Genomic DNA, 13,558 nt, shown 5'->3' with positions numbered 1-13,558 from the left:
CCCTCCCTCACCCCCTCGTCGGCCTCTAGCATGATCGCGGTCTGCACCGGTACGGCGAGGGGACAGGACGAGTCGTGGACGACGAGGCCCAGCGCGAGGCCGCCGCGAGAGCGGCCCGAATCGACACGAGCAAGCCGAGCATCGCCCGTGTCTACGACTTCTTCCTCGGCGGCAAGGACAACTTCGCCATCGACCGCCAGATCGGGGAGGCGACCCTGAAGATCGCGCCGGACGCCCCCGCGGCCGGCCGGTCGAACCGGGCCTTCCTCCGGCGCGTCGTCCACTATCTGGCTGCCGAGGCGGGCATCCGGCAGTTCCTCGACATCGGCTCCGGCCTGCCCACCCAGGGCAACGTGCACCAGGTCGCCCAGGCGGCCGCTCCCGAGTCGCGGGTCGTCTACGTCGACAACGACCCCATCGTGCTCGTCCACGGCCGGGCGCTGCTCGCCACGAACGGGAGCACCACGGTCATCGAGGCCGACATCCGCGACCCGGAGTCGATCCTGAACCACCCCGGGGTGCGCGACCTCATCGACTTCACGCAGCCGGTGGCCCTGCTGCTGTTCGCGATCCTGCACCACCTCAACGACGACGAGGACCCCCACGCGATCGCCGCCCGCTTCCGGGACGCCCTGCCGTCCGGCAGCTATATGGCGCTGTCCCACTTCCACAACCCGGGCCCGTCCATGCCCGAGGTCTCGGCCCAGGCGACCACCGCCGAGAAGCTGTTCAACGAGAACCTCGGCACCGGCCGGTGGCGCACGCACGACGAGATCGTCGCGTACTTCGGCGACATGGAACTCCTGGAGCCCGGCGTGGTCCCGCTCGCGGAGTGGCGGCCGGACCCCGGCGAGCCGGTAGACCGCGGAATCACCTATCACACGTTCGTCGGTGGCCTGGCCCGCAAGCACTGAGATCGTCCCGGCCGAATAAACGTGAGTTAGGTCACTGTCCCCGCGCCGGGCCGTACGGGTATCAGTGCAGGCGGCGTCACGTCCGGCGACGGACGGGCGGCCGCCCTGGTCCCCGTACGGCCGGTGGCTCGGTTGACACCGGTCGGTGAGGACGGTGATGCTCGGAGGTGGCTGCCCCTCTACAGGAAGGCGGCACCGCATGATGACCGTCAATGGGTCGTTCGAATCCACTCGCAACAAGAATCTGCTCTACACGGACTCGCAAATCAGCATCCGCACCTCCGTGGACGGGTCCGTCCGCCTGATCGGCCAGATCGATCTCACCAACGGCGACGCCATCGCCGGCGCTCTCAACAAGGCCTGGACGAAGTCCGGCGCGCAGGGCGTGGACGTCGCCGAACTGAGGTTCATCGACCTCTACGGCCTGCGCGCCCTGGCCGTGCTGTCCGACTCGCCGGTCGGCCACCCCATCCAGCTCAACAACGTGCGGCCCGCGCTGCGCAAGCTGCTGCTCATGCTGGACTGGCCCGCCTTCACGATGGCCTGAGCCGGTCGGCCCCTGCCCCTCTGCGCGTTTCCGCCTGCGCGTTTCCGCCGTCGCCGATGGAGGAAAAGTAACGGAGGACGGTCGTCCGGCCGTTTTGCCGTCATTCGTGAGTTGCCCCCGACTCTCGCGAGGAGGGGTGATGATCCTCACTCAGGGGCTCACGACATCGGTGGCCCTCTTGCGGAGCGTGCTGCCCGAACCACTCCGCGAACTGCTGCCGTGCACCCGTGAGGTGCGCCTCTGCCCGGGAGGGCTGCGCATCGGCCTGCACGGCATCGGCCGGCCGGGCTCCGAGGAGGCCGCCACACGGCTGGAGACGCGGCTGGGCGAGGTCGCGGGCGTGGAACGGGCGGAGGTCAACGGCCGCATCTCCTGCGTCTTCGTCGCCTGCGACCCCGAGCTGACCGACCAGGACGAGCTCCTGAGGCTCACCGCCGAACTCGACTCCCTGGAGGAGCACGCCCGTGAGACCCCCGTCCACCTCGCGCACGAGCACCTGAGGGCGACCGTACGGCTGGGCGCGGGCCTGGCCGGGATCGGGTGGGTCTTCCTCGCCAGGGCGGTGCGGGTGCCCCGGCTCCCCGCCGCCGTGCCCTCGCTGGTGCAGCTCGTCAACGCGACGCCCGCGCTCCGCGAGGAGCTCGACCGGCGCCTCGGCCGGCGTCCCGCCGAGGTCCTCTTCACCACGGCCAACCTGGTCACCCAGACGCTCACGCTCCGCCCGGCGGGACTGCTGGTGCAGGCGGCGGCCTCGTTCGGCCGCTACGTGGAGACCAAGGCGGGCCGGTACGCCTGGAAGGACCTGGAGGAACGGCTGGCCGAGCGGCCGGGCGCCTACCACCATGTCAGGGCGGGGTCGCGGCCCCGGCCCTGCCCTCTCCCGCACGGCCCGATCGAGCGGTACGCCGACGTGGTCGGCCCGATAAGCGCCGCGGGCTACACGGTGGCCCGGTTCCTCACGCGGGGCGAGCGGGCGGTGTCCGTGCTCGTCTCGGCCACCCCGCGGGCCGCCGACCTCGGCCGGGAGGCGTTCTCCGGCGCCGTCCTCCGCGCGCTCGGCAAACACGACACCGTCGTCTTCGACGCCGACTCCCTGCGCAGGATGGACCGCGTCGACACCGTGATCCTCGACGCCGCCGCCCTCACGACCGGCTCGTGGACGATCGACCGGGTCGAGCCTCTGGTGGACGGACTCGACACCGACGAGCTGTACTCCCGGCTCTACTCCCTCATCGACTTCGCCGACCCCGGGCACATACGGAACGGGGACGGGTGGTCCGCGCGGCCGCTGCCGGACCCCGCGCGGCTCGTTCCCGGCGGCGACGGCTGGCGGAGCCGGGGACTGCGGGCCGTGGAGGTGGCCAGGGACGGCGCCCGGGTCGCCGTCGCCGGTCTCGCCCCGGAGATCGACGCCCTGGCCGTGCCCGTCGTCAGCGCGGCCAAGGGGGCCGGCACCGTCTTCCTCGCGGGCGGCGACGAGGGCCTGGCACGGCGTCTCGCCATCTCCCGGATGCTGCCCGGCGGCGCCGAGCTCGCCGGGCGCGTCTACGAGCTTCAGGCGGAGGGCCACTGCGTGGTCGTCGTGTCCGCGGGCGCCCGGCACGCGCTGGCCCAGGCCGACGTCGGCCTCGGGGTCGTCGATCCGAAGGGGATCGTGCCGTGGGACGCCGACGTCGCCGGGGAGCTGCACGGCGTCCACCTGTTCCTGCGCTGCCTGCCCCGCGCGCGCCGCACCAGCGCGAACGCCGTACGGCTCGGGGCCGCGGGCGCGGTCGTCGGCACCCTGCTCGCCGTCGCGGGCCCGGCCGGCACGGCCCTGCGGCGGGCGCAGATCGCGGGCGCCGCCGTCTCCGGAGCCGCCATCGCGCTCGGCGAGTGGGCCGGGCGCGGCGCGGGCCGGATCCCTGTCCCGCCCCGCGCCGACACCACCCCGTGGCACGCCATGTCCGCCCGGGAGGTCCTCTCCCGGCTCGGCTCCTCGCCCCAGGGCATCGCCGGGCAGGAGGCGGAGCAGCGGCGCGCGCAGGCCGCGCCCGAGGAGGAGGAACGGCCGCACTCGCTGACCCGGGCCACCGTGGAGGAGCTCGCCAACCCGCTCACGCCCGCCCTCGCCACCGGTGCGGGCATCTCCGCCATGGTCGGCTCGATGCTGGACGCCGTGCTGATCGGCGGTGTCATGATCGTGAACGCGTTCCTCGGCGGGGTGCAGCGGTTCAAGGCCGACCAGGCACTGCACCGCCTGACCGAGTCGACCGAGGTCCTCGTACGGCTGCGCCGGCCCGAAGGGGTGGTCGAGGCCACCAAGGACGACCTCGCCCCCGGCGACGTCATCGAGCTGCGCGCGGGCGACGCCGTACCCGCCGACGCCCGCGTCATCAAGGCGGTCGGGCTGGAGCTCGACGAGTCCAGCCTCACCGGGGAGTCCCAGCTGGTCGCCAAGACCGCCACGCCGACCATGGCGGCGGCCGTCGCCGACCGCGTCTCGATGGTCTACCAGGGGACGACGGTCGCGGCCGGCAGCGGCCGGGCGGTGATCGTCGCGACCGGCGACCTGACGGAGGCCGGGCGCAGCGCCCGCCTCGCCGGCGAGCCCGGCCCGCCGACCGGTGTCGAGCTGCGCCTGCGGGAGCTGAGCCGGCGGATCCTCCCGCTCTCGATCGCCTCGGGCCTGGTGCTGCTCGTGACCGACCTCCTGCGCGGCCGGTCCCTCGCCCAGGCGCTGACCCCCGCCGTCAGCCTGACGGTCGCCGCCGTGCCCGAGGGGCTGCCGTTCGTGGCGACCGTGGCGGAGCTGGCCGCCGCCCGGCGGCTGTCCAGGCGGGCCGCCCTGGTGCGCAACCCGTCCACGATCGAGGCCCTGGGCCGGGTCGGCGTGCTGTGCTTCGACAAGACGGGCACGCTGACCGAGGGCCGGATCAGCCTGCGTCACATCTCCGACGGACGCGCGGGCCGCCCGGTCGAGGCGGCGGACGCGGACGTCGCGTTGCGGCGCGTCCTCGCCGCGGCCGTGCGGGCGAGCCCCCGGTCCGGCGCCGGGCGGGTGATCGCCCACCCGACCGACCGCGCCGTGCTGGAGGGCGCCCACCGGCTGGAGGTCATCCCCGAGGAGGGGTTCGAACGCTGGGAACGCGTGGACGAGATGCCGTTCGAGCCCGGCCGGGGATACCACGCCGTGCTCGGACGCACCGAGCACGGCCATCTGCTCAGCGTGAAGGGCGCCCCCGAGGTCGTGCTCACCCACTGCACCACGGTCCACCGCGAGACCGGTGCGGTGCCCTGCGACGAGTCCGTACGGCTGGAGCTGGAGCAGGAGGTGGAGCGGCTGGCCCGGCAGGGTTACCGGGTGCTCGCCGTCGCGCAGCGGCCCGCGTCCGACCGGAGCGACCTGGACGAGTCGCGCATCGAGGAGCTGTGCTTCCTCGGCTTCCTGGGCCTGGCCGACCCGGTCAGGCCCACGGCCGCGCAGAGCGTCGGCCGCCTCATGCGGGCCGGGGTCAGGGTCGTCATGGTCACCGGCGACCACCCCAGCACCGCCGAGGCGATCGCGGTCGAGCTGAACGCGCTGAACGGCGGGCGGGTGATGACCGGCCCGGCGCTGGACGAGCTCGACGACGAGACGCTGACCAAGGTGCTGCCCGAGGTGTCGGTCTTCGCCCGGGCCACCCCCGCCCACAAGGCCAGGATCGTCACCTGCCTGCGCCGGGCCGGAGAGGTCGTCGCCGTCACCGGCGACGGCGCGAACGACGCGCCCGCCATCCGCACCGCCGACGTCGGCATCGCCCTGGGCTCGCGGGCCACCCCCGCCGCCCGGGCCGCCGCCGACCTCGTCGTGACCGACGACCGCATCGAGACGATCGTGGACGCCATCGTCGAGGGCCGGGCGATGTGGAGCTCGGTGCGCGACTCGCTGAGCATCCTCCTCGGCGGCAACATCGGCGAGATCGCCTACACCGTGGGGTCCTCCCTGCTCGCCGGCGGCAGCGCGCTCAACGCCCGGCAGCTCCTGCTGGTCAACCTCCTCACGGACATGGTGCCGGCCATGGTGGTCGCCGTACGGCCGCCGGCCTCGACCGACCCGGAGAGACTGCTCGCCGAGGGCCCCGAGGCGTCGCTGGGCGCGTCGCTGACCCGCGACATCTACCTGCGGGCCGCGGTGACGGCGGGCGCGGCCACGGTCGCGTGGCTCGCCGGCCGCCTCAGCGGCACCCGCACGCGGGCGAACACGATCGGTCTCGTCGCGCTCGTGTCGGCCCAGCTCATGCAGACCATGGTGGAGGGCGGGCGGGACCGGGTGATCGCGCTGGCCGCCCTGTCGTCGCTCGCCGTCCTGGGGTTCATCGTCACGGTCCCGGGGGTCAGCACCGTCTTCGGGTGCCGGCCCCTCGGACCGGTGGGCTGGGTCATCGGCCTCAGCAGCGCCGCGGCCGCCACCTTCGTGGGCGTGCTCGCAGGGCGACCGGCCGTACGGTGATCAGGGGCGGGCCGCCTCCGCCTGCCGTACGGACGTGCGCGTGGGCGTCGCCCCGGCGGCGGGGTCGCCGGGCCACCAGAAACGGTCGCCCAGCAGCGTGACCAGCGCGGGGACGAGCACGCTGCGCACGAGGACGGTGTCGAGCAGCACGCCGAACCCGACGATCACCCCGATCTGGGTGAGCGTGATCAGCGGCAGCACGCCGAGCACGGAGAACACCGCCGCGAGCAGGACCCCGGCGCTCGTGATGACCCCGCCGGTCACCGCGAGGGCGGTGACCACCCCCTCGCGGGTGCCCTGCTCCGCCGCCTCCTCCCTGGCCCGGGTGGCGAGGAAGATGTTGTAGTCGATCCCCAGCGCCACGAGGAACAGGAAACTCAGCAGCGGGACGTCGAGGTCGAGCGCCGGGAAGCCGAACAGGTGCCTGAAGGCGAACCAGCCCGCCCCGAAGCTCGCCCCGAAGCTCGCGATCACGGTCAGCACCAGCGTCACCGCCGCGACCACCGAGCGGAGCAGGGCGAGCAGGACGAGCAGCACCACTCCCAGCACGAGCGGCATGATCAGCTTCTGGTCGCGCGCGGCCGCGTCGCGTTCGTCCAGGTCGACGGCCGGCTGCCCGCCGACGACGGCCTGCGCGTCGGGCACGGCGTGCACCGCGGCGCGCAGCGCGCGGACCGCCGAGAAGGCGGCCTCCGTGCCCGGTTCCGCCCGTAGCACCACGTCGGCCCGGGCGTACTCGGCGGTCCGGTCGCCCGGCGTGACCCGCACGACCCCGGGCACCCGCGAGGCGGCGGCCTCGACCTCTTCGGCCGCGGAGGCGCGGGAGATCAGCACGAGCGGCTGCGCGCTCCCGGCCGGGAAGGCGCGGCCGAGCGTCTCCTGCCCCGCGATGGCCTCCACCTTCTCCCGGAACTGCTCCGTCTGCGACAGGCCGACCTTCAGCCCGGCGACGCCCAGGGCCAGCACGGCCAGCACGGCCACGCTCACCGCGGTCATCAGAGCGGGCCGCCGCGACACCGCGCCGCCCACGCGCGCCCAGACTCCGTCGCGGGCCGGGTCCGGCTGCCCCGTCTTCGGGGCGAACGGCCAGAACAGCCCCCGGCCGAACAGCACGAGCGCGGCGGGCAGGACCAGCAGGGCGTAGCAGACGGCGGTCACGATGCCGATCGCCCCGGCCAGCCCGATGCCGCGTACGGCCGGCGAGTCCGCGAGGACCAGCGTCACCAGGGCGAGCGTGACCGTCGCCGAGCTGGCCAGGACGGCCGGGGCCGCCGAGCGGACGGCCCGCGCCATGGCCAGGTGCCGGTCGTCGTGGACGCGAAGCTGCTCCCGGTAGCGGGCGATGAGCAGCAACGCGTAGTTGGTGCCCGCACCGAACACCAGCACGGAGGTGATGCCGAGGGTCGAGTCGTCCACGGTCAGCCCGGCCGTGCGGGTGAGCACGGCGACGATCTTGGCCGCGACCTGGTCGGCGACGCCGATGACACTGAGGGGGACCAGCCACAGCCACGGGCTGCGATAGGTGATCAGCAGCAGGAGCGCGACGACCGACGCGGTGACCGCCAGCAGGGTGAGGTTCGCGCCGTCGAACACCGCCGCGAGGTCGACCTTGAACCCGGCCGGGCCGGTGACCTGCGCCCGCGCCCCCGCGGGCAGGCCGGCCGCGGCCTCCTCTCTGACCTTCCGTACGGCGTCGGTGAGATCCGCGAGCGGCAGTGCGCCGCGCAGCGGCACGCTCAGCAGCGCCACGTCGCCCTTGTCCGAGTAGACAGGCGGCGGCACCCGCCCGCCCGCCGCCAGCGCCGTGAGCCGCCGCGCGTCCGCGTCGATCGACGCCCGGTCCTGCGGAGACAGCCCGCCGTCACGGCTGTAGACGACCAGGGCCGGCGCGAGCTGGCCGCTCGGCAGCCGCTGCTGCAGCCGGGCCACCGTCGCCGACTCCGCGCCCCTGGGCAGCGCGGCGGCCGGGTCGGTGTTCACCTTCGACGCGCCGCCGAGCGCCAGGGCCAGACCGGAGACGACGATCGCCAGGACGACCGCGAGCCACTTGCCCCGGGGACCCCAGAGCGCCGCCCATCCACTAGTATCTGCTCGCCTCATCCGCCATCTCTTTCCATGGTGAAATATTTCAGACGGTGGAATATTTCTACCGTGGAAAGATTAGGTGGAGCCGGGGGTGGTTGGCAACGCGGGAGGTGGTGCGTGTGGCCGAGGAGACCATCGATCCCTTCGAGCTGATGAACCTGATGCGGCGTCTCAACGTCGAGGTGGACCGGTTCGCCGAGCAGTTCGCCGTCGACCACGGACTGCACCGCACGGACCTCGACGCGCTCACCGTGATCATGGACGCCTCACGCGAGGGGCGGCCGCTGACCCCCGGGGCACTGGGCGCGGCGCTCAACCTGAGCGCGCCCGCCACCAGCGCCCTGATCAACCGGCTTGAGCAGGCCGGCCATCTCACGCGGCATCGGAGCACCGGCGACCGGCGCAAGGTGGAACTCGCCATGCACGAGCAGGCGGCGGCCCTCGCGGGCCGGTTCTTCGCACCGCTCGGACGGCGGATGTCGGCGGCGCTCGAAGAGTTCACCCCGGAGGAGCGCCGGGTCATCGGGCGCTTCCTCGGCCGGAGCATCGAGGCCACCGTCGCGGCCCGGCAGGAGACGGGGGCGCCTGAGAAGGGCTCGTGAGAGGGCGCCTCTCGCGCTGGAGCGTACGTCAGCGGCGGCGGTGCGCCCTGCCGCCGTGGTGATGCCTCCTACCCTGGTGCCGCCGCGCCGCGTGGACCCGCGGCCGGTGGGTGCGCGGCTTGTCCGTCACCTTGAACTTCTGGAAGCCGAAGTCGGGCAGCGCGATCGGCTTGGAGGGGTCGTCCGAGATCGGGACGACCACCACGTCGTGCCGCACGCCGTCCTTGCCCTTCAGGTGGTAGACGGCCTGCTCGGGCTGGCCGGCCTGGCCGGCCTGTCCGGTGAAGGAAGCGGGCGCGACGACCGGCACAGTGGCCGGCCCGGCGGCCGGCACGGTGGCCGGTGCGTACGCCGGGCTGTAACCGGTGCCGTCCCCGGGGTTGTCGTCCGGGCCTGAGGGACCGTATCCGGGGTCGCCGACCACCGTGTCGGGCTGTTGCGCCGGCGCCTCCCCGCCCGTCTTGCCGGCGGTGGTGCCGCCGTTGGGGCCGGAGAGGGCCGCGGACGGCCCGGGGTCGGCGAACGTGGCCGGTCCGGCGATCAGCGTCGCGGCGAGAGCGGCGGCGGCCGAGAAGATGATCATGAGTCTCCCCCGAGGTCACGGATCCCTACGAGGAAGACGGTAGGCAGCGCGTCCGCGCCGATCACGCCGCCCACGCCCAATGTCGGGTCAAGCCTGGCGAGCCCGCCAACCCGTGCCCGTCAATCCATATCCGTCAGTCCATGCCCCGCCGTCCGGGAGCCCAGAAGGGCTTCATCACGATGTCTCCGCGCGACCAGCCGCGTTCCCGGACGAGATGGTCGCGCACCGCCTGGCAGTCACGGACCTGCCCGGCCAGGTAGGCGACGCCCGGCGTGGCGGGGAGGTCCAGCGAGCGGATCGCGCCGACGAGATCGGCCGGCCGGTAGGACCAGCCGAGGCGGTCGGCCCGCTCCAGGGGAAGACGGTCCCCGGGGCTCTCCGCGGAGATCGCGCCGTACACGGTCGCGGCCGGAGGCAGGGCGCGCAGCATCGCCCCGAACGCGCCGGCCGCGGTCTCGTCTCCGGCGAAGAGGTGGTACGGCGCGTCCGCGCGCACGACGAACCTGCCCTGCGGGGCGAGGAACGCGACCGGATCGGCGACGCGGACCTCCCTCGACCACAGCGCTCCCGGCCCCGCCGAGGGGTGGTCGAGGACGCACAGGTCGAGATGCCCGTCGGGCGAGTACTGCCAGATCGAGTAGGTGCGCAGCAGCCCACGCAGCCACGAGCGCGGCGAGCGCGGGTCGCCCACCCGTACCCGGATGTGGTTGCCCGGTTTCCAGGTGAGGCCGCGCAGGCCGGGCCCGGCGATGCGAACGCGGCGCATGCGCTCGGCGACCTGCTCGATCTCCGCGACGGTGCCGTGCAGGAAGAGGCTCACGGCGCGGCCTCCCGACTTGAGTTCATGGGGTCAACAGTGCCGGTTGAGGTGCACCTGAAGTCAAGCGGGAGGCGTCGCCGGCCCGCCGGCAGCTCAGGCCAGCGGGCTGAGGTGGACGACCTTGGTGTGGGTCATCTCGTCGAGCAGCTCGGGGCCGTAGCCGAAACCGTGCCCGCTGCCGCGCAGCGGCTGCGCGGCGCCGCCCGGCGCCCCGCCGAACACGGCGTTGATCTTCACGGTGCCCACCGGCAGCTCCCGCCAGGCCCGCTGGGCGTTGGCCATCGACGGCGTCAGGACCGTGGCGGCGAGGCCGTACCGCGACTCGCGGGCCAGCTCCAGCGCCTCGTCGAACGACCCGGCCACCCGCACCGCCGCGACCGGGCCGAACGTCTCCTCCCACATGACGTCCATGTTCTCGGTGCAGTCGGCCAGGACGGTCGGCGGATAGAAGGCCCCAGGACCCTCGGGGACGTACCCGCCCGTCAGCAGCCGCGCGCCGGCCTCGATCGCGCCGCGCACGTGCCGGTCCACGATGTCGCGCTGCGCCCGGTCGACCAGCGGCCCGAGGGTGGTCTCCTCGTTCAGGCCGGGGCCCATGCGCAGCTCCTCGGCCCGCTGCACGAGTGCCGCGAGGAACTCCTCGGCGACGTCCCGGTGGACGTAGACGCGCTCGGCCGAGGTGCAGATCTGCCCGGCGTTGGCGAAGCAGCCGGTCGCGGCCTGCCCCGCCGCCCACTTCGCGTCCACTCCGGCGTCCACGATCAGCGGGTCCTTGCCGCCGTTCTCCAGCAGGGTCTTCGCGCCGGTGCGCGCGGCGACCGCGGCGATGGCGCGGCCGGCGGCGGTCGAGCCGACGTGCGCGACGAGGTCGATCCCCGGATGCGCGGCCAGCGCCTCCCCCGCGTGCCGGTCGCCCGGCACCATGGTCAGCACGCCCGGCGGCAGCTCCTCCGCCATCAGCCCGGCGAGCAGCGCCCCCGTGTGCGGCGTGCGCTCGGACGGCTTGTGGACGACCGTGTTGCCGGTCACGACGGCCGCCCCGACGAGCCCGCAGGCGATGGCCACCGGGTCGTTCCACGGCGTGATCACCGCCACGACGCCGCGCGGCTCGTGCACCATGAGGTCGGTGGCGTCCCAGCCGCCCTGCAGGCTGCGCCCCCGGTGCAGCGGCCCCAGCTCGGCGTACTGCCTGAGCGTGCCGGCGCCGGCCGCCACGCCGCCGCGGCTGTCGCCGATCGGCTTGCCCATCTCCCTGGTCACCAGTTCGGCGAGCTCGTCCGCGCGGGCCTCGATCCGGTCGGCGATCCGGTGCAGGCACGCCGCCCGTTCGGCGGGCGCCGTACGGGCCCAGCCCGCCTGGGCGCGGCGGGCCGAGTCGACGGCGCGCTCCACGTCCTCGGCGCAGCCTGCGGGGAAGTCGCCCAGCGGCTCCCCGGTCGCGGGGTCGGCGACCGTGCGGTCACGCTCGCTCGCGCTCGCCGTCCACTCCCCGTCGGTCAGCACCCAGCGATCCCTGTCCCGCACCCCGGTCTCCTCCCGCGACTCGTGCGACGTGGTCGCTCTACCCCCCGGTGCGTACGGTTATCACCACGGTTCCCGGACTTCCCGTCAGCGCACCTCCAGGCCGAGCGACGTGGCGACGACGATCGCCTGATGCGGGTCGACGACGGCGCCCGCGATCTCGGCCGTGCGCGGATCGAGCGCGGACAGGTCGCTGCCGCGCAGGTCGCAGCGGGAGAAGTCGGCCCGGTGCAGCCACGCGCCGGACAGGTCCACCCCGCGGATCGTCGCCCCGGCGCAGTTGGCTCCGGTCAGGTCGGCCTCGCGCATCCGCACGCCGGTCAGGGACGCGCGGCGCAGGTCCGCGCCGGGCAGGGCGGTCAGCGACCAGTCGCCGCCCTCCACCTTCATGAGGTCGTGGCCGCAGCGCTCGAAGACGCTGCCGACGAGCTTGCACCCCGTGAAGGTGGTGTCAAAGAACGAGCACCGGACGAACGTGCAGCTCACGAATGCGGAGTCGGTGTGCGTGGACACGTTGAACCGCACGTCCCGGAAGACGCACTCGAAGAACTCCGCGCCCCGGCTCGACGCCTCGGTCATGTCGACGTCGGTGAACTCCACCCTGCGGTGGCTCTCCCCCGACAGGTCCCGGCTGTCCCAGTCCTCGGACTCGACCGTGCGCTCCGTGGGCGGAGCCTGTCTGCCGTACGCGCGCTCAACCACGGCGGCCCCCACTGCGGCCCCTCTGACAACACATGCGCCGACCGTATCGCCCGGCCCCGACAGTTACTTGATCGTTATGGTCTCGGACGCACAAAACCGGCTTTTCATACGTTCCAAGAGAGTGCAAATCGCAGTGAAACCCTCTTTGAGGAGTAGACCGTGAACATCCTCCGGCGGGCGGCCCACGTCACACTGACCGTCGCCGCCATCGCCGTCGCAACGGCCTGCTCGGCGGAAGGCACAGCCCCACAGACCGAAGCAGCACAGACCGCGGCGGCACAGACCGCGGCCACACAGACTCCGGCCGCGCAGGCCACCGAAGCCACCGGGACCGCCGCCGGGCTCGCGCCGCACGCGGCGTCCAGGACGGCGCGCAGGGCGGGCAAGCCGAAACTGGGCATCGCCGACATCACGCCGATGGGCGAGAAGGTCGAGCGGGTCGGCGTCGGCTTCCCGATCATCGTCACCTTCGACCGGGCCGTACGCGACCGGGCGGCCGCGGAGTCCGTGCTGCTGGTCCAGGCCGAGAAGCCGGTCGAGGGCGCGTGGCGCTGGGTCTCCGACCGCAAGGTCGTCTACCGGACCAAGACGTACTGGAAGCCGCACCAGAAGGTGCTCTTCAAGGCCCTGCTGAGCCGGATCCCCGGCAACGAGGCCGCCAAGGACGTCTCGCGCCGCTTCGCGGTCGGCACCGCCAACATCGCGGTCGTCGACACGAAGAAGCACGTGATGAAGGTCCGCCGCGACGGCAAGCTCGCCAAGACGATCCCGATCAGCGCGGGCCGCGGCGGCCTGGTCAAGAACGGCGTCGACGTCTACCTGACGACCAGCGGCGTCCACCTGGCCATGGGCAAGAAGCGGGTCGAGACGATGACCTCGTCCTGGCTCGGCGTCACCGACCCGAAGGACCCGCTCTACTACAAGCTGGAGATCCCCTGGGCGGTCCGGATCTCCGACAGCGGCGAGTACGTCCACCAGAGCGCGGGCGACTACCAGTTCCTCGGTAAGTCGAACCAGAGCCACGGCTGCGTGCGGGCCACCCCCGCCGGGGCCAAGTGGTTCTACGGCATCAGCCAGCGCGGCGACGTCGTCCAGGTCACCGGCACCAAGCGCAAGCTCGACTGGCGCAACGGCTGGAGCTACTGGCAGCTGAACTGGACCCAGTGGAAGCGCGGCAGCGCCCTGCCGGCCGGTTCCCCGGCCCCCTCCGCGTCCCCCTCCCCGACCTCGGGCGGCCTGGAGGGGTGACGTACCCCAGGTAGGCCTGTCGGCCACTGAGAGCCGCGTGAGAGCCGTGTGGGAGACTCCACACC

General features: G+C 73.4%; 10 protein-coding genes. 5 read left to right on the top strand and 5 right to left on the bottom strand.

Annotated features, from left to right (window positions below; translation table 11 throughout):
* The first annotated feature begins 74 nt into the window (after positions 1 to 74).
* From HHX37_RS02685 to HHX37_RS02675, 3 genes are all read left to right on the top strand, one after another.
* Complete coding sequence (locus tag HHX37_RS02685; protein WP_310738211.1) at positions 75 to 914, top strand: SAM-dependent methyltransferase; 840 nt, start codon at positions 75 to 77, stop codon at positions 912 to 914.
* 199 nt (positions 915 to 1,113) lie between these two features.
* Positions 1,114 to 1,461, top strand: a complete 348-nt coding sequence (locus tag HHX37_RS02680; protein ID WP_182884385.1) for an STAS domain-containing protein — start codon at positions 1,114 to 1,116, stop codon at positions 1,459 to 1,461.
* A gap of 139 nt (positions 1,462 to 1,600) precedes the next feature.
* A complete protein-coding gene (locus HHX37_RS02675) occupies positions 1,601 to 5,932 on the top strand; it encodes a cation-translocating P-type ATPase (protein WP_182884384.1) in 4,332 nt (1,443 codons plus the stop codon).
* Here HHX37_RS02675 and HHX37_RS02670 read toward each other — a convergent pair whose 3' ends face one another.
* Positions 5,933 to 8,032 (bottom strand): MMPL family transporter, encoded by a 2,100-nt coding sequence (locus tag HHX37_RS02670; protein ID WP_182884383.1) that lies wholly within the window; start codon positions 8,030 to 8,032, stop codon positions 5,933 to 5,935.
* Between the two features lie 104 nt (positions 8,033 to 8,136).
* On the opposite strand from HHX37_RS02670, the gene HHX37_RS02665 reads away from it, so the two are divergent.
* A complete protein-coding gene (locus HHX37_RS02665; RefSeq protein WP_220502543.1) occupies positions 8,137 to 8,619 on the top strand; it encodes a MarR family winged helix-turn-helix transcriptional regulator in 483 nt (160 codons plus the stop codon).
* 28 nt (positions 8,620 to 8,647) lie between these two features.
* On the opposite strand, the gene HHX37_RS02660 is transcribed toward HHX37_RS02665, so the two are convergent.
* The 4 genes from HHX37_RS02660 to HHX37_RS02645 form a co-directional block, all read right to left on the bottom strand.
* Positions 8,648 to 9,202, bottom strand: a complete 555-nt coding sequence (locus HHX37_RS02660; protein WP_182884382.1) for a hypothetical protein — start codon at positions 9,200 to 9,202, stop codon at positions 8,648 to 8,650.
* Positions 9,203 to 9,335: 133 nt separating this feature from the next.
* Complete coding sequence (locus tag HHX37_RS02655) at positions 9,336 to 10,022, bottom strand: siderophore-interacting protein (RefSeq protein WP_220502542.1); 687 nt, start codon at positions 10,020 to 10,022, stop codon at positions 9,336 to 9,338.
* A gap of 93 nt (positions 10,023 to 10,115) precedes the next feature.
* Positions 10,116 to 11,546, bottom strand: coding sequence for an aldehyde dehydrogenase family protein (locus tag HHX37_RS02650; protein ID WP_220502541.1), 1,431 nt, complete (start codon positions 11,544 to 11,546; stop codon positions 10,116 to 10,118).
* Between the two features lie 84 nt (positions 11,547 to 11,630).
* On the bottom strand, positions 11,631 to 12,245 hold the full coding sequence (locus HHX37_RS02645) for a pentapeptide repeat-containing protein (RefSeq protein ID WP_182884381.1): 615 nt from the start codon (positions 12,243 to 12,245) through the stop codon (positions 11,631 to 11,633).
* Between the two features lie 159 nt (positions 12,246 to 12,404).
* Between HHX37_RS02645 and HHX37_RS02640 the strand changes: the two genes are divergently transcribed.
* On the top strand, positions 12,405 to 13,493 hold the full coding sequence (locus HHX37_RS02640) for a L,D-transpeptidase (RefSeq protein WP_182884380.1): 1,089 nt from the start codon (positions 12,405 to 12,407) through the stop codon (positions 13,491 to 13,493).
* Positions 13,494 to 13,558: the final 65 nt, after the last annotated feature.

The organism is Microbispora sp. H10885 (assembly GCF_014161415.1).
Taxonomy (GTDB): Bacteria; Actinomycetota; Actinomycetes; order Streptosporangiales; family Streptosporangiaceae; genus Microbispora; species Microbispora triticiradicis.
This window is presented reverse-complemented; position numbering and strand designations above follow the sequence as displayed.